The organism is Lutibacter sp. A80 (assembly GCF_022429645.1).
In the GTDB taxonomy this organism is placed as follows: domain Bacteria; phylum Bacteroidota; class Bacteroidia; order Flavobacteriales; family Flavobacteriaceae; genus Lutibacter.
Map to the genome: position 1 here is coordinate 1,940,194 of NZ_CP092480.1, position 25,304 is coordinate 1,965,497.

Consider the following 25,304-nt stretch of genomic DNA (forward strand, 5'->3'; position numbering starts at 1 on the left):
AAATAATGCGATTTTAATTCAACTTTACATGAATTAAACTTTTGAGATTTTACCAGCTTCCTCCGCCTCCGCCTCCGAAACCTCCACCTGAAGAACCTCCTCCACCTGAAGAACTACTTGAAGGTGTGCTAACCATAGCAGATTTAGCTGTATTAATTGAATTTGAAAAAGAGTTGGTAAAATTATGCATATTTACCACTCCTGAAGATGAACTATACCAGCTTGGCGGTTGTAAGTTAAGATCTTCAAACTTTTTTGACCAACTATTAAACATCCCAAATGCAAGTGCATAGCCCATTGTAGATTCAAAATAAGTTGGATTATCTTTTAAAAGCATTTTTAATTTATTTTCTTCAGCTACTTTAATAAATTGTTTAAACCCTTTTAATTCAGAAAAAAGAGTATTCCCTATTGCATTTTTTTTAACTAAATAAAATGACATAATCAATAAAAATATTGCGACTGGTATAACAGAAAGAGCTGCTAAAAGTCCCCAAATATTTAAAAAGATAAAAAAACTTAAAATTGTAATAATTAAAATTGCAACAATTACCTTAGTTTGCATTTTTCTAGCTGCTTCAACATAGTAAATTTGTGCTTTTTCTTTTAAAACCTTTTTTGCTTCAAACATGGTAGTATAAAAAGTATTTTTTAAACTACTAATCAATACTTCGTTAGAACCCTCTTTATGAAAACTACCAAAAAGACCTTTAAAAATTTTCTTTTCATACTCTGGAGCATCAACAGGCAAAGCTTTTAATGAAATTAATTTAGTATCTTCTTTTGAAAAAAACCCATCTTTTGCAATATATTCCATTTTAATAATTCCACGTGAGCCCCAGTGTGGTATAAGCGAAATTAAATCTTGTGTATCGCCTCTATCGTTAATTAAAAAACCAGCCATTGCAGGATCTACACCACTTGGCGGAAAATAACTAATAGCTGCTACTACTTCATCATCTTTTCCAAATTTATTCCAAACCCAATAGAATGCCGCTAAAAACAACCCAATTAATAATGTCCAGCCATAATTAGTCCAAAATGGCCATAAAGGCTTTATTTCGGTTATAGAATTGGGTGGAAGGTTTAATAATACCGTAACGCTTTGTCCGAAAGCAGATTTAAAATTGGTTGTGCTTTTGGCTGTATAAACACCATTAGAATACGTAATTTCAAACTCATTATTATTTTTAGTAGTACCTGTATCTCCTGAGTACACAAAAATATTATTTAAATTTGTAGCTATATTTTCTGGAAGATGAATTGTAAAATCTAATTGTTGAAAAACAGTATTCCATCCATCTGGCTTTACATTCCAGTAAAATTGTACTTTAGAATCATCAAAAAGAAAAGCATTATAAACTCTATATTTTATTTGATAATGTTGTGGACCAATTAGTGAAATATTTTTATCTCCTATTTTTATATTAAGCCTATCACTTAATTGTTGTTCAAAATCGAAATCAACATCAAACTTATAATTTGGAACTTCAACATTTTTAATTTTTATTTTACGTTTTTCTTGGGTTCCTTCTGCTGTTAGTAAGTTGTATTTGGTTTGTATATCTCGATAAATACCGTGTTTATGTATCTCGAAAGTAAGATCATAATTTTCAACAACATCAAAATAACCTTCTTCGTGAATAAAAATTTCTATATGACTTTTATTCACCGTAAAATCTTGTGCTACAGCTTTATAAAAAAATAAAAACCCGAAAAGAAGTAAGTATACTTTTTTCATAATTATTAGGCTTAGTCAAAACTTACTTTAACATTTTCTCTACTTACATCATCAACTTCAAAAAAGTCGAAATGTTGATAATTAAATACCCCAGCAAATAAGGCTCCAGGTAAACTTTCTCCATAGGTGTTATTTTCTCTTACAGTACCGTTGTAATACCTACGACTGCGTTCTAAATTTTCTTCAATTTCATTAAGTTTTTGCTGTAAATCCAAATAATTTGTATTTGCTTTTAAGTCTGGATAGGCTTCGCTTAAAGCAAAAATACTACGCAACGTTTTTTGCAATTGATTTTCGGCTTTTATCTGAGCATTTATATCCGTTGAAGGTACTTCCATAGCGGAATTTCTTGCTTTTATAACATTTTCTAATGTAGCTTTTTCATGTTTTGCATAACCTTTTACGGTTTCAACAAGATTTGGTATTAAATCATATCGGCGTTTTAATGCTACATCAATATTACTCCAGGCATCTTTTACAACATTCCTATTTTTTACAAATCTGTTAAAGACAGTTACAATAAAAAAAATAATGATTACAAGGGCTCCTAAGAAAATAAACATAAGACTAATAGTTAATTTGATTTATATAAATATTTAAAATCTATGTAATTAATACATTTTACAAATACTAAGATAGTGTATTTTATATTATCTAGTATTTCATTCATTTAAAAGAAGAAAAATAACCAACATTTAAGCTTGCTTAAACAGTGAATAATAGAACTTAAATAGAAAAGTATTTAGTGTAAGGAGAAAGTAATTAATGTGAAAATAGCAATTATTAAAAAAACGGCAATTACAACAATAAAGGTATTTTTATAGTGTTTTTTATGGATTTTTATATCCTTTCTATAACTCCAAATCATTAAAATTGTAAATGCTATTACAAAAAAAGCTGCAAAAATAAGTTGTCCTTTACTAAACATATCTAATGAATGTATTTGAAATCAAAAATACATAAATTTTCTATAACAATTACTTCTCTTTAAACTGACTTTAAGTATTTCTCTAAAATTAAATTGAATGAACATACAATCACATTTAGTATCTAAACTGCCTTGGTTTCAAATTTTTACTCGCATTATAAGCTATTTCAAAAACCCTCTTTTTTCTAGTCTCTTTCCGTTTAGCAGAAACAATCCAGTACAATAAAATCTTTTTATTAGAATTACTTAGTCTTTTAAAAAATGTTAAGGAGTTATTATGCTTTGTAAATTCTTCCTTTAAATCTTCTGGTATTATTAGAGCTTCAATCTGACCTAAAAATGTCCAAGAACCATTTGCTTTGGCAATTTCAATACTTTTATAACCATTTTCTTTCATAAGACCTTGCTCTATTAAGAATTGAACTTTATCCTTATTAATTTTAGACCAATTACTTTTTGGTTTACGTTTGCTAAAATATTGCTTATATGTTTCTGTATCTATTGTTTTTTTAACACTATCAATCCAACCAAAACAAAGTGCTTGATCTACAGAATCGCTCCAACTTAGATTAAATTTAGGAGATTTTTTCTTATAAAATATCAACCAAACTCCATCTTTTTTATTGTGATTTAGTTCTAACCATTTTCTCCAATCTTGGTAGTTAGCAGGACAATAATCTTCAACGTTTTTCATACCATACTATTTTAGGAAGGAATAATTCTAAATTAAAAAACGCCTTTTTAATATGTTAAAAAGGCGTTTTTGATATTATATTTCTAAAAATTAAGATTCTTCTTCTCCCTCTTTTAGAGGTGTAGATTGCAAAACAAAATCTTCATCTAATCCTGGTTTACTATAATCATAAGCCCATCTATGCACTTCTGGAATTTCACCTGGCCAGTTTCCGTGAACATGTTCAACCGGAGTTGTCCATTCTAAAGTATTTGCTTTCCAAGGGTTTTGTGTTGCTTTTTTACCTTTATAAATACTAATAAAGAAGTTTGCCAAGAAAATTAACTGAGCAGCTCCTCCCATTATTGCAAACATTGTAATTACAATATTAACATCAGCTACATCATCAAATAAAGGAAAAGCAGTATTTGCATAATACCTACGTGGTAAACCTGCTAAACCTACAAAATGCATTGGGAAGAAAACTCCATAAGCAGCAACTACAGTTATCCAAAAATGCCAGTATCCCAATGTTTTATTCATCATTCTACCATACATTTTAGGGAACCAATGATACACTCCTGCAAACATACCATAAATAGCAGATACACCCATTACTAAATGAAAGTGTGCAACAACAAAATAAGTATCATGTACATTAATATCTAAAGCACTATCTCCAAGAACTAGTCCTGTTAACCCTCCAGAAATAAATGTTGAAACAAATCCAATGGAAAAAAGCATTGCGGTATTCATTTGAATATTTCCTTTCCACATAGTTGTTAGCCAGTTAAAAGCTTTAACTGCAGAAGGAATTGCAATTAATAAGGTTGTAAATGTAAATACAGAACCTAAAAACGGATTCATACCTGAAACAAACATATGATGCCCCCAAACAATTGTAGATAAAAACGCAATTGCTATAATAGATCCAATCATGGCTCTATAACCAAATATTGGCTTTCTAGAATTACAAGCTATAATTTCTGATACAATTCCCATTGCTGGTAAAATAACTATATAAACTTCTGGATGTCCTAAGAACCAGAATAAGTGTTCGAATAATACTGGAGAACCTCCTTGATAGTGTAATACTTCACCTTGAATAAATATATCTGACAAGAAGAATGATGTTCCAAAACTTCTATCAAAAATTAATAACAAAGCAGCAGATAATAAAACTGGGAATGATACTACACCAATAATTGCAGTAACAAAGAATGCCCATATTGTTAATGGTAATCTTGTCATTTTCATTCCAACAGTTCTTAAATTTAATACTGTTACAATATAATTTAAAGCTCCGATTAATGAAGATGCAATAAATATTGCCATTGAAATTAACCAAAGTGTCATACCCATTCCAGAACCAGGTATTGCTTGTGGTAAAGCACTTAAAGGTGGATAAATTGTCCAACCTGCAGAAGCTGGTCCAGCTTCAACAAAAAGTGATATAACCATAATTATACTTGATAAGAAGAATAACCAATACGAAACCATATTTAAAAACCCTGAAGCCATATCTCTTGCACCAATTTGTAAAGGAATTAAAAGGTTACTAAAGGTACCACTTAAACCAGCTGTTAATACAAAAAATACCATTATAGTACCGTGTATAGTAACAAGGGCTAAATATATATCTGGAGACATTACACCTCCGTCTTGATGGTTTCCTAAAAATGCTTCAATAATTGTAAAAGATCTATCTGGCCAAGCAATTTGTAAACGAAATAGCATTGACATAAATACACCTATAATACCCATAAAAATACCAGTAACTAAATACTGTTTAGAAATCATTTTATGGTCAGTACTAAAAACGTATTTAGTAATGAATGTTTCTTTATGATGATGATCTGACATAATTTATTTTTTTAGTAGTGTAGTAGTAGTTAGTTTAGTTATTGCACAACTTGCGCCATCGTTTTTTGGTCTTTCATCCAATTGTTAAAATCAGCTTCTTCTTCAACAATAATTTTCATCTGCATATTGTAATGAGAAGAACCACAAATTTTGTTGCATAAAAGTAAATAATCAAACTCATAAGGATCTTCTCCTTTTTCAGCTCTAATTTTATTAATTCCTTCAACTTTAGCTATAGTTTCATCATTTAACCTCATTTCTTCTGTAGTTAATGAAGGTGTAAATGCAAATTGAGTAACCATACCAGGAACACAATTCATTTGTGCTCTAAAATGCGGCATATAAGCAGAGTGCAATACATCTTGTGAACGAAACTTAAATATTACCTTTCTACCTTTTGGTAAGCGTAATTCACGAACAGGTACATCATCTAACGCATTTATATCAGACATATCTACACCCATAGTATTAATTCCTTTTATGTTTCTAACATTTGCTAGACCTAACTCATTATCTTCTCCTGCATAACGAGCTTCCCAAGAAAACTGTTTTGCATAAACTTCAACAATTAAAGGATTTTCAGCATCTGATGGATCCATAACATCTACCCAAACAGATAGACCGTACAATACTAAACCTGCAAGTACAACTGCAGGAACAACAGTCCAAATCATTTCTAATTTGTGGCTGTCTGCATAAAACAATGCTTTTCTTCCTTTTATTCCTCTGTATTTAAACGCAAAGTAGAAAAGTAGAAATTGAGTGATTGCCTGAACTACTAGAATTAATATCATAGTAACGGCATATAAAGTATCATAGCTTTCTCCTTCAACAGAAGCTGCATCTGGTAGTAAAATCACCGAGTATTTTACAAACGTAAAGATCATTAATCCATAGAAGAAAATTCCAAAAATTGCGAATAAAATACCTTGGGTATTATTATCTTTTTCGGTAGCTATTACGCTTTTAAATTTTAGAATACTTGCAACTTGCCAAATAGCTACGGCAACAACAATTGCCAGTAAAATATAAAGTAATGCTGTCATTTTTTTAGTTTAGATTTTTTTAGTTGTGCCAAATATAAAAAAAATCCTGAATATTTTGTATTCAGGACCCTTTTCTATGAGTATATTTTAATTTTTAGTAGTGATATTGTTCACTTTCTTTTGTAAATGGATTACCTTTTGCTAATAAAGGAGCTTTAGAGATTGCGTTAAACACTACATAAATAAATATTCCAAGCACTAATAATGCTGCACCTATTTCTGTAATTCCGAAGAACCATTGATCTCCAACTGTAGCAGGCATAATCATCACAAAAATATCAATATAATGTCCTATTAATATTATAATACCTGTTGAAACAATAAACCAATTTACACGTTTATAATCACTATTCATTAATACTAATAAAGGAAATACAAAGTTTAGTACTAGCATTCCTAAAAAAGGTATTTTATAATCATTAAATCTTGTAACAAAATAAGTAACTTCTTCTGGTATATCCGCGTACCAAATCAACATAAATTGTGAAAACCATAAATATGTCCAAAAAATACTAAAACCAAACATAAACTTCGCTAAGTCATGCATGTGGCTGTCATTTACAAATTCTAAATAACCTTTACCTTTTAAGTAAATTGAAACCAAAGCAATAGTTGTTATTGCTGAAACTATCATACTTGCAAAAAGGTACCACCCAAATAAAGTACTAAACCAGTGTGGATCTAAAGACATAATCCAATCCCAAGACATCATAGATTCTGTAACTAAAAAGAATACTAAAAATGCAGCAGAGCGTTTAAATAATTTTGTATAATTACTTAAGTCTGTAGCGTTATCTTGTGCCAATGTTAATTTTCTTGAATGCTGACGATACCATATCCAACCAGCTATATAAATTGCCGCTCTAATTAAAAAGAATGGAACATTTAAATAACCTGCTTTATTTTGAATTAATTCATCATGTGCTACTACTTCTGGATCCATCCACACAAATAAATGATTTAAATGTAGTGATGAAAGAACAAAAAACACAAATAATAAAATTCCTCCTATTGGTAAATAAGCTGTAATTCCTTCCATTACTCTAAATAGTACTATAGACCATCCAGCTTGAGAAACATGTTGAATTGCGTAAAACGCTAATGTTCCTAATGAAATCATAAAAAAGAAAAATAGCGCAACATAAACTGCTGACCAAGGTTTATTCATTAAATAATGAAAAGCATGTTCTGCATGCGCATCATCTGAATGTGCTGTATCGTGTGTAGCCTCAATATCATTCGCCTGTGTATCATTTTGATGCGTTGCAGTTGCACCATGAGTATCATGACTTTCTTGAAGCATTATTTTAACATCTTCTACTGAACTTGGTGTAGTAAAAAAACCGTAAGCAACACCTAAAATACCTACTATCATTAAGGCGTAAGAAAATGTTTTTAATTTACTTGAAAAGGTATACATATCTTTAAATTCTATCTTAGTAAAAGTGTTATTTTAATAATTCAGTTCTAAGTTGTTGCACGTACATAGTAACTTGCCAACGTTCCTTAGTTGTTAATTGGGAAGCATGAGAACCCATTAAGTTTCTACCGTGCATAATTACATGGTAAATACTTCCTTCGGTAATATCTCTATCTTTATAATTAGGTACTCCCAAAAACTTTTCTCTTTCAACCAATACTCCATCTCCTGCTCCAGATTTACCATGACAAGATAAACAGTATATATTGTACATTTTTTCACCATTTTCTAAATTAGCTTCAGAAATCTCTAAAGGATTTTTAAGTTCTAATTTAGCCGTTTCATAACCTTCATTAGTATCTGTATATTCGTAAGGTACGTTACCTCTAGCAATAGTTCCTTCAGCAGGTAACTGCGTAGTCATACCATTAGAATAATTAGGATTTTCTGAATACGTTTCATAGCCAACAGACTTATACATATCTGGCATATACTGATAATTTGGTTTTGATTTATCTCCCCAACAAGATGATAAAACAATTAAGAATACCAGTGCAATTGTTATTTTTAAAATGTTCTTCATTTTAATTAATGCTTTTCAGTTACTTTAATTTCAACAGTTCCAGTGTTTTCTAAAAATGAAACCAATTCTTTTTCATTTCCATCAACAGCAACCTCCATAACAAACATATCGTCTGTAGTTCTAGGGTCTGGATTTTCAGCTTCTTTAAATGGCCATAATCTACTTCTCATATAAAAAGTAATTACCATTAAATGCGCTGCAAAAAACACACTCATTTCAAACATAATAGGTACAAATGCTGGCATATTTTGTAAAAATGTAAAACTTGGTTTACCTCCAATATCTTGTGGCCATTCTTCTATCATCATATAATTCATCATCCAAATAGAAAATACGAAACCAACACAACCATACATAAAAGCAGTAATTGCAATTCGTGTTCCTTTTAGCCCCATTGCTTTATCTAATCCATGAACTGGAAATGGTGTATAAACTTCTTCGATATGATGATTTGCTGCACGAACTTCTTTTACAGCATCCATAAGGATATCATCATCATTATACATTGCTTGTATTACTTTTGAGCTCATAATTATTACCCGTTATTTTTTAAGTTTTTAGCTTGTCCTGCCCAATCATCACGTTTTGCTCTTCCTTTAAATGACTCTAAAAGAGAATCTAACAAATCGTATTCTTTTTCAGTCATTTTACTAACTTGATCAAAACTATAAATACCAATAGTATTTAATGTTTTTTCCAACTTTGGACCTACTCCACTAATTAATTTTAAATCATCAGCTTTTTGGGTAGAGTTATCAAATACCCCTAAACTTCCTAACAAATCGTTTTTTTGTACTGCTGTATCTTTAACTTCTTCTGTTGTAGTTGAAACTTTAACTACTTTAGTTGGTGCTGGATTTTTACCTCCTGCATCTCTATATCTTTTATAAGCTTCTCCAGAAGATTTTAATATAGACTTAACCTCTGCTTGAGCAATTACAGGGAATGTTCTTGCATATAGCAAAAATAATACAAAGAAAAATCCTATTGTTCCTACGTAAATTCCAATATCAACAAATGTTGGTGAAAACATTGTCCAAGATGATGGTAAATAATCTCTATGTAAAGATGTTACAATAATTACAAAACGCTCGAACCACATTCCAATATTAACAACAATTGAAATAAAGAAAGAGAACATAATACTTGTACGTAACTTTTTAAACCACATAAATTGTGGAGAAAGTACATTACAACTCATCATTAATAAATATGCCCACCAGTAAGGACCAGTTGCTCTATTTAAAAATGCATATTGTTCGTATTCTACACCCGAATACCAAGCAATAAATAACTCAGTAATATAAGCACAACCTACTATTGAACCTGTAATCATAATTACAATGTTCATTAATTCTATATGTTGTTTTGTAATATATGCTTCTAAGTTTGATACTTTTCTCATTATAATAAGCAAGGTATTTACCATTGCAAATCCAGAGAATACCGCTCCAGCAACAAAGTATGGAGGGAAAATTGTTGTATGCCATCCAGGAATTACCGATGTAGCAAAGTCAAAAGATACAATTGTATGTACAGAAAGTACTAATGGTGTTGCTAAACCAGCTAACACTAAAGAAACTTCTTCAAAACGTTGCCAATCTTTTGCTCTACCAGTCCATCCGAAACTTAATAAACTATAAATTTTCTTTTGAAAAGGTCTTACAGCTCTATCACGTAACATTGCAAAATCAGGTAATAAACCTGTCCACCAGAAAACTAATGAAACCGATAAATAAGTTGAAATTGCAAAAACATCCCATAATAATGGCGAGTTAAAGTTAGTCCAAAGTGTACCAAATTGGTTTGGAATTGGCAATACAAAATGTGCGTTCCAAACACGTCCCATGTGAATTACTGGGAACAAACCTGCTTGAACAACAGAGAAAATTGTCATTGCTTCTGCAGAACGGTTAATACCCATTCTCCATTTTTGACGGAATAATAACAGTACAGCAGAAATTAAAGTACCAGCATGACCGATACCTACCCACCATACAAAGTTGGTAATATCCCAGGCCCAACCTACGGTTTTATTTAAACCCCAAACTCCAATTCCTGTTCCAATGGTGTATATAATTGCTCCTAGCCCCCAAAGGAATGCTATAAGTGCAATTGTAAAAGCTGTCCACCATAATTTATTTGCTTTACCTTCAACTGGAGCTGCAACTTCCAAAGTAATATCATGGTAGCTTTTATCTCCAACAATTAAAGGTCTTCTAATAGGTGCTTCGTAATGAGACGACATATTCTAGTTTAATTATTATCTTATATTAATATTTTATGCTTCTTTCGTATTTCTAACTTTTACATGGTAAACCACGTTTGGTTTTGTACCAATATGTTCAAGTAAATGGTATGCTCTTTTATCTTTTGCTAAACTTGCAACGGCATCTTCTTTCTTATTAACATCTCCAAATACCATAGCGCCAGTACTACAAGCGTTAGAACAAGCTGTTTCAAACTCGTTAGTATTTACTGGTCTTCCTTCTTTTTTAGCTTTTAAAATTGTTGCTTGTGTCATTTGAATACACATAGAACATTTTTCCATAACTCCACGTGAACGAACAGTAACATCTGGATTTAACACCATTTTACCTAAATCATCGTTCATATTGTAATCAAATTCACTATTATTTGGATAATTAAACCAGTTGAATCTACGTACTTTATATGGGCAGTTATTTGCACAATATCTAGTTCCTACACAACGATTATAAGCCATTTGATTTTGACCTTGACGACCATGAGAAGTTGCTGCTACTGGACAAACTGTTTCACAAGGTGCGTGATTACAATGTTGACACATTACAGGTTGAAAAGCTACAGAAGGATTTTCTGAAGGGTCTTCTAAGGCTGCCATTGTATCTTTATAACCAATAACTCCTGTTCCAGCTTCTTTCTTTTCGTTATCTCCAGCAAAATCTTCTTCATGAGAATAATATCTATCAATACGCAACCAGTGCATATCTCTAGATTTTCTAATCTCTTCTTTTCCTACAACCGGTACATTATTTTCAGCATGACAAGCTATAACACAAGCTCCACAACCTGTACAGGCATTTAAATCTATAGACAAGTTAAAATGATGACCTACTGTTCTATCAAATTCTTGCCATAAATCTACAGAGTTTGCTTCAACTTCATTATGATCTAAAGAAACTACAGGAACTTTATTCCATTCTTTAGAATCTAAATTGTTGTAATCTTCAATAGTTGTTTCTTTAATAATATCTCCCCTACCCATTAAAGTGTTATGTAACTGTACACACGCAAATTTGTGTTCTCCAGCAGCTAACTTTAACGTTACGTTAGATTGATATTTATTAAAGTCTTTATAAAATTGATATCCATTTTTACCGGTTTGCATTTCTGCTTTTAAGCCTTGCTTACGACCATAACCTAAGGCTAAACCTATTGAACCTTTTGCTTGTCCTGGTTGAATTAAAACAGGTAAAACTTCAGAAATACCATTTAAAGACATTTCAACAAAACTACCATTTAAAGCGCCATTTGCTACATTATGGTTTACTACACCAAGAGCTTCAGCATCTGCTTTAGACATAGTTAAGTAGTTGTCCCAAGAGGTTCTAGTTATTGGATCAGGCAATTCTTGTAACCAAGGATTGTTAGCCATTTGTCCATCTCCTAAACCTGTTTTTGTATATAATGAAAGTTCAAATTCACTTCCTTTAATTTTTGCTAATTCAGAACCAGCTGCATCAATATCAACTTCATTTATAACAATTTCTTGCTCTTCAGTAGCATCTGCTACAAATACTCCATCATGTAAAGCTTGATTCCAAGATTGTCCTTTCAATATTTCTACGCTCCAATATTCTTTTAGAAAATCGTAATATGTAGAAGTATTTCCTGTCCAAGCTAATAAAGCATCTTGAAATTGACGTGTTTTAAATAAAGGCTTAATAGTTGGTTGCATTAAACTATACTGTCCTTTTTTAATAACAACATCTCCCCAAGACTCTAGGTAATGCGGAGTAGCCAATGCAAATTGAACAGCATTTGCAGTTTCATTATCTTGCATAGAAAATGCTACAGATAATTTCACTTTTTTCAATCCTTCCACAAACTCCGTTGAATTTGGAAGTGTATAAACAGGATTGGAATTATTTATTATTATTGCTCCAATTTTCCCAGCATTCATATCTGAAATTAATTGAGCTACAGCTGCATCATCTCCTTTTCTTACATTTTTAGTATTTACAACGTCAATAACAGTACTATTAATAGCCTTATTAATTGCCAATGCTAATAATTGTGCGTTTTTATCTTGTATACCAGTTACTACAACTGCTTTGCTACCTGCTTTTTTAATTTGAGCTGCAGCTTTTAAAATAACATCGTTTAAAGGACTAGCTTCTCTTGTAGCTATACCTTTAACAACTGCATTGTATAATTTAATTAATGCTAAATTTTGTTCAGATGGTTTTACCATAAAACGTTTATCGGCATTAGCACCAGATAAAGTCATATTAGATTCAATCTGAATATGGCGTGACATTTTTCCATTAGTTGGAACACGTCCTTTAGCATAACCAGCTTCAAAACCTCCACCTTGCCAATCTCCTAAGAAATCTGCACCAATAGAAACTATAACATCTGCTTTTTCAAAATTATAATCTGGTAAAGCTCTTGAACCGTACATTGCTTCAAATGCATCTAAAGCAGCAGATTCAGAAACAGCATCATAAACAACATGATTTACGTTCCCAAAAGTTTCACTAAAGTTATTTATAAGTTTCTTAGTAGAAGGACTAGCACAAGTTCCAGTAAGAACAGCAATTGGTAAATTAGCCGCTTTAACTTCATTTAACTTAGCTAGTATTTGTTTGTCTGCGTTTTCAGAAGAAATAGCAGCTCCATTTTCGTTAAACCTAGATTCTTTTAAACGCAAACTATCATACAATGATAACACAGATGCTTGCACACGTGCGTTTGTAGATCCGTTAGCTTCTTTATTAGGTTCAATTTTTATTGGACGTCCTTCTCGAACTTTCACTAAAACATTTGCAAAATCAAAACCATCAGCCATTGTAGTAGCGTAGTATTCTGCAACACCAGGAATAATATCATCTGGCTTAATTACATAAGGAATTGATTTAACAACTGGACCTTCACAGGCAGCTAAAGAAGCTGCTGCTGTGGTAAACCCAACATATTTTAAAAAGTCTCTACGTGTTGTTGATGAAGTTTCTAAACTCTCTTTATTACTTAAAAATTCATCAGTAGGAATTTCTTCAACAAACTCGTTTTGTTTTAACGTATCAACAATAGAGCTTTTTGTATTTAGCTCTTCAACACTTTTCCAGTATTTTTTGTTTGATGCCATTTTATATTTAGTTATTTACTTCGTAATTAATATTAGTAGTGACATTTTCCACATTCTAAACCTCCCATTTGAGCGGCAGTCACTTTTTCTACACCGTACTTTTTAGCTAATTGATCGTGAATATTTTTGTAATATCCGTTTTCAGTCATATCTACTTGAGTATCTCTATGACATTCAATACACCATCCCATTGTTAATGGAGAGAACTGATGCATTTCGTGCATTTCTTCTACTGGTCCGTGACATTTTTGACAATCTAAACCTGCAACAGTAACGTGTTGTGAGTGATTGTAATAAGCAAAATCAGCCAAGTTATGAATTCTAACCCATTCTATAGGTTTTTCTTCGTATCCTTCAATGTATTCCATCTTGTCTTTATCCCAACCAACTGCATCGTAAATTTTTTGAATTTCATTATCTAAGTCTTCTTTTGTATGACCATCAAATAATGGACCTGTATACTCAGATATTGACTTATGACAATTCATACAAACATTTGCCGTAGGAATTCCAGAAGTTTTACTATGTTTAGCTGATGAGTGACAATATTGACAATCTATTTTATTATCTCCAGCATGAACAGCGTGTGAAAAAGTTATAGGTTGAATTGGTTGATAACCTTCATTTACATCAATTTGCATTAACCATCCAAAAAAGAACCATGCTCCACCTAATAAAACAAAAATTATAGTTAAGAATCTTAAAAACGGATTGAAAAACATTGTTTTCAACATGTTTTCTGTAGACTCTTCTCCTTCTTCTACTTTTTTATTTGTAGTTGCTGCTACAATTAATGAAAGCAATAAAAACGCTAAAATTGTAACACCTAATGTTGGTAAAACACCAAAACCTGGTTTATTAAAAATTTGCTCACTTGAAGCATCTCCAGTTGCTACAGCAACAGCTTTTACATCTCCAACTGCAAAATATTTTAATAAATCCTCTAAATCTTGATCAGCTAATTGAGGGAAAGGAGTCATTACAGCAGGATTACTTGCCTGAACTTCTTTTGCCAATTTATCTCCAGAAGCAGCTAAAGCATTGTTATCTTTAATCCAAGCTTTTAACCACTCATGTTCACGACTGTCTGTGATTTTAAACAATTCCGGACCAATTAACTTACCTTCCATTTTATGGCAGGCAGCACAATTAGTTTTAAATATTTGTTTACCACGTTCTACACCCGGATCAACCTCTTGAGTAGCAGGTGCAGCTTGTGGCGCAACTTCTTCTCCTTTAGTATATTCTAAAATATCCACAATATCTTGATCAGATAAATGCGGATTCGCTATCATTGGCAATTTATTGTTTTCTTCGAAAACCTGAATCGCTAATTTATCTCCTGACTTAATCATCCCTGGACTATCCTTAATCCAGGCAATTAACCAGTCTTGTTCTCTTTTATCAGTTATTCCTTTTAGAGCAGGGCCAACTAATTTTTTATCAAGTTTATGACAAGCAGCACAATTAGCTTTGAAGAGTTTTTCTCCATTTGCTACATCGGTTTGTTGCGCAGATAAACTGAGTGAAAATAATAAAAGGAAAGCAAGACTACTATTGACTAATCTTGATAATGGACTGTGTTGTTTCACACTTTTCATACTTAAAAAAAATCTTTTCTTTCTTGATTTGGTACAATATTTTCATTAAAAAACAATGATATAAATCATTATTTTATAAATGATTTCACAAAAGTACTATTTAAAAGTAAAACTAAAAATCTAAAAATTGTGTTAAAGTTAATTTATACTGATTCTAAATAAGGTTATTTTCCTTTTACGTTTAATCTGAATACTCTAAATTTGAAAAAAATTATAACAATGAAGTTTTTATTTAAAATAAAAAACACGTGCTTATTAATAGCTTTATTAACAGGTGGAGTCGTATTTTCACAAACAGAATCTCAAAAAATTGAGAGTTTAATTAGCCAAAAAAAAAGCTATAATCAAGAGAATAAAAATACTGTTGTATATAAAATTCAACTCTACAATGGTTCGGAAAGCGAAGCTTATAAGATTAAAAATAATTTTAAAAGTGCTTTTCCAGAGTACAAAGCAAAAATTATTTACAAACAACCAGAATGGAAAACTCAGGTTGGAGATTTTGAAACTAAATTAGAAGCCGATAGAGTATTATTACTTATTAAAGAGGAATTTTCAGGTGCTATTGTTTTAGAAGATCTTATTTAATTACACAACCCTATTTAGTCTTTCAAACAGACGTTGTTTTAAATTTGTATAGTTTACTACTGATTCTAAAATTTGCTCTCGCTCGTTATCTTTTGTCACATTTGTTATTAAAGAATTTATTTTCTGTTCAATAAGTACACGTCTTAAATTATAAATTGCGTCGAGCACCATTTTAGAAAGGTCACTTTCTTTACTTTTAACCACAATATCTTTACGTTCCCAATTACTTAACACATGTTTTTCATCATCCATTAAAATATTGGTTACTAAATTCGAAATTTCTTGATTTGTATGATTTACCAAAACATCAACCGATATATTTTTATTTTGATTTAGTTGGTTAATAATATCGTAATATATCTGTTTAAATATTTCATTGGTAAATTCAACTTCATCGTCTTGTAGGTTTAAATAGATTTCTTTTGAAACCAAATTTTGGAAATGTTCTTTTTTCAGTGCTTGAAAACCTCTTCCATCAACACTTTCATCCTCTACAAAATCAACAAAATCTACTTCATTATTACCATATAATAATAAAATTTTAATTATTTCACGTTCGTATTTTTGAAGCTCATCAACCTTTTCAGTTTGAGGTGTTTTTTGAAGTTGCATCATTTCTGGATACAACACTTCCATTGGAGGTTCATTGGGATCTGGACGATTTCCAGTATTAAAATTACTAGTTTTTTTACTCGTATTTTTTGAAGCCTCTCTTTTTAATTTATTATCTATTTGAGCCAATTCATTAAAAAGCACGTTTTCTGAAATATCCATTATTCTGGAACATTCTTGTATGTAAACTTCTCTTTGAATTCTGTCTGGAATTTTTGAAATACTAACAACAATATCTCTAATTAACCCTGCTTTTTTAACCGGATCGTTTTTGGCTTCTTCCATTAATAAAGAAACCTTAAAATTGATAAAGTCTTGTGAATTATTTTCTAAATAATCTTTTAGCTCTGTTTCTGAAACTTTTTTAGCATAACTATCAGGATCATCTCCATTTGGAAACATTAACACCCTAACATTCATTCCTTGCTCAAGTATAAGGTCAATTCCTCTTATAGAAGCTCTAATACCCGCAGCATCTCCATCAAATAAAATAGTTATATTTTTTGTTAGACGATTTATTAATCGAATCTGATTTTCTGTAAGTGCTGTTCCAGATGAAGAAACTACGTTTTCTATACCACATTGATGCAAGGTTATTGTATCTGTATAACCTTCAACTAAATAACAATTATCTTCGCGCGCAATAGTTTTTTTTGCATAGTGAATTCCATACAACACATTGCTTTTATGGTAAATATCGCTGTCTGGTGAGTTTAAATATTTGGCAGCTTTTTTATCGTTTGTTAAAATTCTCCCTCCAAAACCCAACACTCTCCCACTCATACTGTGAATAGGAAACATAACACGACCTTTAAATCTGTCGAATTGTTTATTATTATTTGGATTTTGAGAATCTTGTTTTACAATTGTAAGACCTGTAGATTCTAAATATTTTAAGTTATATCCTTTATTTAATGCTTCTGAAGTAAAAGCTTCCCATTCGTTTAACGAATAACCTAATTGAAATTTTTTAATGGTTTCTTCGGTATAACCTCGCTCCTTAAAGTAACTTAAACCAATTGCTATTCCTTGAGGGTCTTCCAATAAATTTTTATGAAAATAATCACGAGCATATTCTGAAACCAAAAACATACTTTCTCGCTCATCAGCTTGTTGTTTTTGCTCATCAGTTTGCTCTATTTCATCAATTTCAATATTGTATTTTCTTGCTAAAAAGCGAATAGCTTCTGGATACGAATAATGCTCTTGTTCCATTAAAAAAGAAACTACATTACCCCCTTTACCTGTACTAAAATCTTTCCAAATTTGTTTTACAGGCGACACCATAAAAGATGGTGTTCTTTCTTCGGAAAAAGGACTTAGCCCTTTAAAATTACTTCCCGACTTTTTTAATTGAACAAATTCACCAATAACCTCCTCTACTCGGGCGGTTTCAAAAACTCTATCTATAGTTTCTCTTGAAATCAATTTTGTTCGTTTTAATTTTACAGAAATAACAAACCTAACAGATTTTTAAAACCTGTTAGGTTTAAATTTTTAACTTACGAAACTGCTTTCAACTTTTTTAAGGTTGATTTTCTAATTTTATTTTCAGCATATTTTTCAGTTACTTTAAGCTCTGTAGCATCTGTACCAGGAAGCTCAAACATAGCGTCTGTTAAAATAGCTTCACAAAGCGAACGTAAACCACGTGCTCCTAACTTATACTCAACAGCCTTACCTACAACATATTGTAATGCTTTTTCATCAATAGAAAAATCGATACCATCCATTTTAAACAACTTTTGATATTGTTTAATAATTGAATTTTTAGGTTCCGTTAAAATTGACCTTAAAGTTTCTGCATCTAAAGGATTCATATAAGTTAGTGCAGGTAAACGACCTATTATTTCTGGAATTAAACCAAATGATTTTAAATCGCTTGGAATTATATATTGCAATAAATTATCCTCATCTACTTTATCTACTTTTATAGATGCACTATACCCTACTGCTTGTCTGTTTAAACGTTTTCCAATTAATTTGTCAATTCCTGAAAAAGCACCTCCTGCAATAAAAAGTATATCTTTAGTATTTACTTCAATAAACTTTTGATCTGGATGTTTTCTACCTCCTTTTGGTGGCACATTTACAACAGCTCCTTCTAATAATTTTAACAATGCTTGTTGTACACCTTCACCAGAAACATCTCTTGTTATTGATGGATTATCGCCTTTTCTGGCAATTTTATCAATTTCATCAATAAAAACTATACCGCGTTGTGCTTTAGTTACATCGTAATCTGCAGCTTGTAATAAACGTGTTAAAATGGTTTCTACATCTTCACCTACATAACCAGCTTCTGTTAAAACTGTAGCATCTACAATACAAAAAGGCACATTTAACATTCTTGCAATTGTACGCGCAATTAATGTTTTACCAGTTCCGGTTTCACCTACTAAAACAATATTACTTTTTTCAATTTCAATAGCGTCTTCGTCTTTTGTATTTGGTTGTAATAATCTTTTATAATGATTATAAACAGCCACAGCCATTACACGCTTAGCTTGATCTTGACCAATCATATATTGGTCTATAAATTCCTTTATTTCTAAAGGTTTTTTTAAAATCAATTCAGAATTAAGAGAATTAGAAGAGTTTTCAGCCATTTCTTCCATTACAATCCCATGAGCTTGTTCAATGCATTTATCACAAATATGTGCATCTAAACCCGCTATCAACAAATCCGTTTCTGGCTTTTTTCTACCACAAAACGAACACTCTAAAACTTCATCTTTTGCCATACTTTATATTCGTATTTTTACTTTCTTTCTAAAATTTCATCAATCATTCCATACGCTTTAGCTTCATCAGCTTTCATCCAATAATCTCTATCAGAATCGTGGTGAACTTTTTCAATAGTTTGTCCAGAATGCTTTGAAATTATTTGATACAATTCGTCTTTTAATTTTAAAATTTCACGTGCTGTAATTTCAATATCACTTGCTTGACCTTGCGCTCCACCTAAAGGTTGATGAATCATAACACGAGAATGTGGTAAAGCCGAACGTTTTCCTTTTTCTCCAGCACACATTAAAACTGCTCCCATAGAAGCTGCCATTCCAGTACAAATTGTAGCTACTTCTGGTTTTATAAATTGCATAGTATCGTAAATTCCTAAGCCAGCATAAACTCCACCACCTGGAGAATTTATGTAAATTGAGATATCTTTTGAATTATCTACACTTTCTAAAAATAATAATTGTGCTTGTATAATATTTGCAACATTATCATCTATTCCAGTACCTAAAAATATAATTCTATCCATCATTAAACGAGAAAACACATCCATTTGTGCTACGTTTAACTGTCGTTCTTCAATAATATAAGGTGTTACACTACTAACAATCTTATCGTAATATGTGCTACTAATACCTTGTTCTTTAGTCGCAAACTTTTTAAATTCTTTTCCGTAATCCATTTTATAGTTTTATAAAATTATGGGGGTAAAGATAAGAAGTATTCATGAAACATGAAGCCTCTGACTCAAATAGTAAATTTTGAACGACTTTATATAACAGTATTTTAACAGAAAATGATTATTTTTATTAAGTTTATCTCATAAAAACAATCACCTATTGAAATTACAAAACTACTTCCGGTTTTAAAAATTATACACCTTTACAACATTAGATTAAAAGTTTATTTTTACAATTATTAACCTAACTGTTTAAACTTTCAACATCATTTTTATTTAAAATGGTATTGTTTTTAAGTATATTTGAACTTCAAAAAATAAACACCCACATGAAATTTATTATTAAAATTAGTTTTCTTTTTTTCGGATTCTGTAATATACTTTTTGCACAAACAAACAATGCACAATATAATAATATAGATGTGCAACATTATAAATTAACACTATCCGTTAATGATTCTACCGATGTAATAGACGCAGAAATGGAAGTTTCTATAAAATTTAAAAGATCTTTAGATTTATTTGAATTGGACTTAATTACAAAAGACTCTACAGGAATTGGAATGCAAGTAGATAGCGTCTATCAAAATAACATTGTTGTAGACTTTAGTCAGAAAAACAACAAACTGGCAATTGAAGCAAAACATGTATTTCCTCGTTTACCATATACTTACACAATTAAATATAGTGGAATACCTAAAGATGGTTTAATTATTTCTGAAAACATGTATGGAGATCGTACTTTTTTTGGTGATAATTGGCCAAATAGAGCGCATAATTGGTTTCCTTGTGTAGATCATCCTTCAGACAAAGCAACAATTGAATATTTTATTAAAGCACCAAACCATTACCAAGTAATAGCCAATGGCTACCAAGTTGAAGAAACAAATTTAACCGAGAATTTAAAACAATATCATTACAAAACTAAGGTTCCTTTACCAACAAAAGTAATGGTAATTGGCATTGCTAAATTTGCAGTTCAAAACACTGGTATTACACACAATATTCCTGTTTCTACTTGGGTATATCCACAAACAAAAGCAGCTGGTTTTAACGATTTTGCTATTGCTAAAGACATTTTAGATTTCTTTATTGAAAAAATTGGCGATTATCCATTTCAAAAATTAGCAAACGTGCAATCTAAAACACGTTATGGAGGTATGGAAAATGCCGGTAATATATTTTATTTTGAAAAATCTGTAACCGGAAACCAAGAACATAAAGATTTAATAGCACACGAAATTGCACACCAATGGTTTGGAAATTCTGCAACAGAAATTGAATGGTCTCACTTATGGTTAAGTGAAGGTTTTGCAACCTACTTTACTAATTTATATATTTTAGAAGCCGATGGTGAAACTGCATTTAAAAAACGTTTAACTGAAGAACGCGAAAAAGTTTTAAACTTTTATAAAATGCAACAAACACCTATTATTGACACTAAAACAACTGATTATTTAAAATTATTAAATCCGAACTCATATCAAAAAGGAGCTTGGGTTTTACATATGTTAAAAGCTACAGTTGGTGAAGAAAACTTTTGGAAAGGAATTAAAACCTATTACAATTTTTATAAATTTAAAAACGCTTCTTCAAACGATTTTAAAAATGTAATGGCTCAAGTTTCTGGAAAAAATTTAGATGTATTTTTCACACAATGGCTTCAAAAAACAGGGCAACCAAAAATAAAAGCATCTTGGATTCACGGTGGCGATAAATTAAGAATTATGGTAGAACAACTTCAAGAAACTACTTTTGAATTCCCGTTAGATCTTGAAATTATTTATTCCGATGGAACTTCAGAAATTAAAACCGTTGAAGTTACTACTCAAAAAGAACCTTTTGTAGTTACAACAAAAGCCTTAGACGTAAAAGAAATTAAATACGACCCCAACGTAAATTTATTGTTTGAAATGGATAATGAATAGTAAATTATACATTTTACAACTACAATTCAACTTTAAAGAGGGGCAAAAATGTAAGTTTTTCAAAAGTTATAGTGAATAATAGATTGATTTACTTTAAACTATAATTTAAGACTTATATTTGCAAAAACTAAAAAAATGACTTTTTCCGATTTAAATCTAAACCGCTTTTTACTCGACGCCCTTACTGAAATGGGTTTTGAAACACCAACACCTATTCAAGAAAAAGCTTTTAATGTAATTATGAGCAGTAGAGATGTAGTTGGAATTGCACAAACCGGAACCGGAAAAACCTACGCTTATTTATTACCAATTTTAAAACAACTCACCTATTCTGAGCAAAAACATCCACGTGTTTTAATTGTAGTGCCAACTAGAGAATTGGTAGTTCAGGTAATACAAGAAATTGAAAATTTAACACCTTATATAAATGTGCGTTTTACCGGTGTTTATGGAGGTACAAATTTAAATAAGCAAAAACAAATTGTGTATCAAGGTCAAGATATTTTAGTTGCAACTCCTGGAAGATTGTTAGATTTAGCCTTGGATGGTATTTTAAAGTTAAAGCAAATTCAGAAATTGGTAATTGATGAAGTTGATGAAATGATGAACCTAGGTTTTAGAGCGCAACTAATAACTTTATTAGATTTATTACCTAAAAAAAGACAAAATATTTTATTCTCTGCAACTTTAACTAAAGAAGTGAACGATTTACTCCACGACTTTTTTAAATCGCCTATAAAAATTGAAGTTGCAGCAAGCGGAAGTCCTTTAGATACTATTAAACAATTGGCTTATCCAGTTCCAAATTTTTATACAAAAGTCAACTTTTTAGTGCAATTACTAAAAGATAAAGAGACTTTTAAAAAAGTATTGGTATTTGTAAAAAACAAGAAACAAGCCAATATCTTATTCGAAGAATTAGAAGGTTTAATTCCGGGTGATACAAATGTAATTCACTCTAATAAAACCCAAAATTATCGTTTACGAGCAGTAACTAATTTTGAAAAAGGTTTTTTTAATGTGCTAATTGCAAGTGATATTATTGCGCGAGGTTTGGATTTCACAGATGTGAGTCACGTAATTAATTTTAATATTCCTGAAGAACCTGAAAATTATATGCACCGAATTGGTAGAACTGGTAGAGCGGAACAAGAAGGTACTGCTATTTCATTTTTTAATGAAGAAGAAGCTGAATATTTAGGTGAAATTGAATTGTTGATGAATACTGAAATTGATGTTGAAGATTTACCGGAAACCATTGAAATTTCCACCAGATTGATTGATGAAGAACTACCAAAAGTTGAACCAGAAAAGAGCAGTAGAAAAAAGACAATAACAGAACCAAGTGGTGCTGCTTTTCACGAGAAAAAAGAAAAAAATAGCAAGAAAAATCTTGGCGGATCTTATAGACGCGAAATAGCAAAAAAATACAAGAAACCTAAAACTAGAGGTCAGAAACGCAAGTAACAATTATCATTTTTTTAGGCATTCAATTAGCAATAATTATACTAAATATTAGTACTTTTAATTCAAATTTTTAAGTATGCTTTTTGAAACCGAAAAACTAGAAGAAATACGTATTCAAATAGATTTAATTTTAGAAAAAATCTTAGAATATGAGAATAGGTATAAAAACCAAATTTTAGGTGTACATCCAAATTATACGGAAAGTGCTAAAAACTTAATTCACTACTTAGCACTTAGAAGTTTTGATAATGCTGTTTTTCAAGATAAATTAAGTAAAATTGGATTGCCAAATACATCAAGCTCAGAAAGCAGTGTTTTACACAACTTACTTGTTTATAAAACAATCATAAATCATTTATTAAACAACCATAAGACTGAAAAAACTTCTGGATTTTTAACAAAAAGTGAAAGCAAAAAATTAATAAAAAAACACGTAAATGCTTTATTTGGTAAAATAGATAGAAACCGTAACACGCGTATTTTAGTAACCCAACCTACTCTTGCTTCAGAAGATAAAGACTTTGCAAAAAACCTTACAGCTCTAGGAATGGATGCTGCCCGTATTAATTGCGCCCACGATTCTGAACCAGTTTGGAGCAAAATTATTGCTAACACAAAACAAGCAAATCCAACTTGTAAAATATTTATGGATTTAGGTGGTCCAAAATTAAGAACTGGCAAAATGAAACCTGGTTACAAAGTAATTCATATAAAACCAAAACGAAACACTTTAGGCCAAGTTATAGTGCCTGCAAAAGTATGGCTAGCGCCTTTTGGAATGCTTCCACCAGAAAACGCTGAAGTTGATGCTATTATTCCCGTAAATAAAAAATGGTTGCAAAAAACCCGAAAAGGCTCTTATGTTACTTTTTTAGATTCTAGAGGTAAAAAATGTAAAATCACCATTGAAAGCAAAGAAGGTTATGGAAGATGGGCTTCTTGTTCAGATTCTGCTTTTGTTACTACTGGCACACAATTAACAGTGTTTTTGGAGAAAAAATCGACTTCAGAAATACATACCGTTCACGAAATATTACCCTTAGAAGAAGTTATTTTTTTATTTGAAGGCGATACTTTAAAATTAAATAAAGCACCAATTTTAGGAGAACCTACAAAATATGATGAAGCTGGAAATTTAATTGAATATCCACATATTTCGTGCACATTACCTCAACTGTTTTCTGAAGTAAAAAAAGGCGAATTAATTTATTTTGACGATGGTAAAATTGAAGGTATTATAAAAGAAGTTGCTTCAGATTTTTTATTGGTAAAAATCACCAATGCCAAAAAAAATGGAAGTAAACTTAAAGCGGATAAAGGAATTAACCTTCCGAATAGCGACTTAGGAATTAATGGTTTAACCGAAAAAGATAAAGAAGACTTAAAGTTTGTTGCTAAAAATGCTGATGCCGTAAATTTTTCTTTTGTAAACTCTAAAAACGACGTTGAAGATCTACTAAATGAATTTAAAAAACTGAATGCTGATTTAAGTATTGTATTAAAAATTGAAACCAAAAAAGCCTTTAGAAATTTGCCAAGTATTTTATTAAAAGCAATGGAAAATTATCCAATTGGAGTTATGATTGCTCGTGGAGATTTGGCTATTGAAACGGGATGGAAAAATTTTGCAGTTATTCAAGAAGAGATAATTCATATTTGTGAAGCTGCCCATATACCCGATATTTGGGCAACTCAAGTATTGGAAAATTTAGCAAAAAAAGGAATTCCTACGAGAGCTGAAATTACTGATGCTGCAATGTCTCAACGTGTTTCTTGCGCAATGTTAAATAAAGGCATATATATTGAAAAAGCTGTAAAAATGCTCGACAAAATTTTATGTAAAATGCAATCTATTCAAAATAAAAAGATGGCAGTATTACCTAAATTAGAATTTTCTAAAGAATTGTAGATTTGACATTTAACGTCATTGCGAAGGAGGCACGACTGCGGCAATCTGTTTATTTGAAACTAAAAATATAATTGTATCTATTATTTATGAGATTGCTTCGCCGTGTTTTTCATTGCATTACAAACACTTCTCGCAATGACGGACAGGTTGGTTTCGTGCCTAGCAATTACGTGTCTT

Annotated in this window: 18 protein-coding genes; 4 read left to right on the top strand and 14 right to left on the bottom strand. The window is 30.9% G+C overall.

Annotated elements, in window-relative coordinates:
• Positions 1-49 precede the first annotated feature (49 nt).
• The 11 genes from MHL31_RS08270 to MHL31_RS08325 all read right to left on the bottom strand — a co-directional run bounded on the left by MHL31_RS08270 (position 50) and on the right by MHL31_RS08325 (position 15,205).
• Positions 50-1,741, bottom strand: a complete 1,692-nt coding sequence (locus MHL31_RS08270; protein WP_240228790.1) for a DUF2207 domain-containing protein — start codon at positions 1,739-1,741, stop codon at positions 50-52.
• 11 nt (positions 1,742-1,752) lie between these two features.
• Positions 1,753-2,304, bottom strand: coding sequence for a LemA family protein (locus MHL31_RS08275; RefSeq protein ID WP_240228793.1), 552 nt, complete (start codon positions 2,302-2,304; stop codon positions 1,753-1,755).
• A gap of 480 nt (positions 2,305-2,784) precedes the next feature.
• Positions 2,785-3,363 (bottom strand): YdeI family protein, encoded by a 579-nt coding sequence (locus MHL31_RS08285; RefSeq protein WP_240228797.1) that lies wholly within the window; start codon positions 3,361-3,363, stop codon positions 2,785-2,787.
• A 90-nt stretch (positions 3,364-3,453) separates the two neighbouring features.
• On the bottom strand, positions 3,454-5,205 hold the full coding sequence (locus tag MHL31_RS08290) for a cbb3-type cytochrome c oxidase subunit I (RefSeq protein WP_240228799.1): 1,752 nt from the start codon (positions 5,203-5,205) through the stop codon (positions 3,454-3,456).
• Between the two features lie 38 nt (positions 5,206-5,243).
• Positions 5,244-6,251, bottom strand: a complete 1,008-nt coding sequence (locus tag MHL31_RS08295) for a cytochrome c oxidase subunit II (protein ID WP_240228801.1) — start codon at positions 6,249-6,251, stop codon at positions 5,244-5,246.
• 94 nt (positions 6,252-6,345) lie between these two features.
• Positions 6,346-7,671, bottom strand: coding sequence for a quinol:cytochrome C oxidoreductase (locus MHL31_RS08300; RefSeq protein ID WP_240228803.1), 1,326 nt, complete (start codon positions 7,669-7,671; stop codon positions 6,346-6,348).
• Between the two features lie 28 nt (positions 7,672-7,699).
• On the bottom strand, positions 7,700-8,254 hold the full coding sequence (locus MHL31_RS08305; RefSeq protein WP_240228805.1) for a cytochrome c: 555 nt from the start codon (positions 8,252-8,254) through the stop codon (positions 7,700-7,702).
• Between the two features lie 5 nt (positions 8,255-8,259).
• Positions 8,260-8,784, bottom strand: coding sequence for a DUF3341 domain-containing protein (locus MHL31_RS08310; RefSeq protein ID WP_240228806.1), 525 nt, complete (start codon positions 8,782-8,784; stop codon positions 8,260-8,262).
• 5 nt (positions 8,785-8,789) lie between these two features.
• On the bottom strand, positions 8,790-10,502 hold the full coding sequence (nrfD, locus tag MHL31_RS08315; protein ID WP_240228807.1) for an NrfD/PsrC family molybdoenzyme membrane anchor subunit: 1,713 nt from the start codon (positions 10,500-10,502) through the stop codon (positions 8,790-8,792).
• Between the two features lie 33 nt (positions 10,503-10,535).
• Positions 10,536-13,604: a TAT-variant-translocated molybdopterin oxidoreductase gene (locus MHL31_RS08320; protein WP_240228808.1), complete on the bottom strand. Its 3,069-nt coding sequence runs from the start codon at positions 13,602-13,604 to the stop codon at positions 10,536-10,538.
• A 32-nt stretch (positions 13,605-13,636) separates the two neighbouring features.
• Positions 13,637-15,205, bottom strand: a complete 1,569-nt coding sequence (locus MHL31_RS08325) for a c-type cytochrome (protein WP_240228809.1) — start codon at positions 15,203-15,205, stop codon at positions 13,637-13,639.
• Positions 15,206-15,424: 219 nt separating this feature from the next.
• Between MHL31_RS08325 and MHL31_RS08330 the strand changes: the two genes are divergently transcribed.
• Positions 15,425-15,793: an SPOR domain-containing protein gene (locus tag MHL31_RS08330; protein WP_240228810.1), complete on the top strand. Its 369-nt coding sequence runs from the start codon at positions 15,425-15,427 to the stop codon at positions 15,791-15,793.
• On the opposite strand, the gene dnaG is transcribed toward MHL31_RS08330, so the two are convergent.
• From dnaG to clpP, 3 genes are all read right to left on the bottom strand, one after another.
• Positions 15,794-17,833: a DNA primase gene (dnaG, locus tag MHL31_RS08335; RefSeq protein WP_240228811.1), complete on the bottom strand. Its 2,040-nt coding sequence runs from the start codon at positions 17,831-17,833 to the stop codon at positions 15,794-15,796.
• A 74-nt stretch (positions 17,834-17,907) separates the two neighbouring features.
• Complete coding sequence (gene clpX, locus MHL31_RS08340) at positions 17,908-19,149, bottom strand: ATP-dependent Clp protease ATP-binding subunit ClpX (protein ID WP_240228813.1); 1,242 nt, start codon at positions 19,147-19,149, stop codon at positions 17,908-17,910.
• 17 nt (positions 19,150-19,166) lie between these two features.
• Positions 19,167-19,826: an ATP-dependent Clp endopeptidase proteolytic subunit ClpP gene (gene clpP / locus MHL31_RS08345; protein ID WP_240228815.1), complete on the bottom strand. Its 660-nt coding sequence runs from the start codon at positions 19,824-19,826 to the stop codon at positions 19,167-19,169.
• Positions 19,827-20,152: 326 nt separating this feature from the next.
• Here clpP and MHL31_RS08350 point away from each other — a divergent pair, with 326 nt between their 5' ends.
• The 3 genes from MHL31_RS08350 (at position 20,153) to MHL31_RS08360 (ending at position 25,127) form a co-directional block, all read left to right on the top strand.
• On the top strand, positions 20,153-21,751 hold the full coding sequence (locus MHL31_RS08350; protein ID WP_240228817.1) for a M1 family metallopeptidase: 1,599 nt from the start codon (positions 20,153-20,155) through the stop codon (positions 21,749-21,751).
• A 135-nt stretch (positions 21,752-21,886) separates the two neighbouring features.
• The gene (locus MHL31_RS08355; RefSeq protein ID WP_240228819.1) at positions 21,887-23,218 is read left to right on the top strand and encodes a DEAD/DEAH box helicase; all 1,332 of its coding nucleotides are present in this window, start codon (positions 21,887-21,889) and stop codon (positions 23,216-23,218) included.
• 76 nt (positions 23,219-23,294) lie between these two features.
• Positions 23,295-25,127: a pyruvate kinase gene (locus MHL31_RS08360; RefSeq protein WP_240228821.1), complete on the top strand. Its 1,833-nt coding sequence runs from the start codon at positions 23,295-23,297 to the stop codon at positions 25,125-25,127.
• The last annotated feature ends 177 nt before the right edge of the window (positions 25,128-25,304 follow it).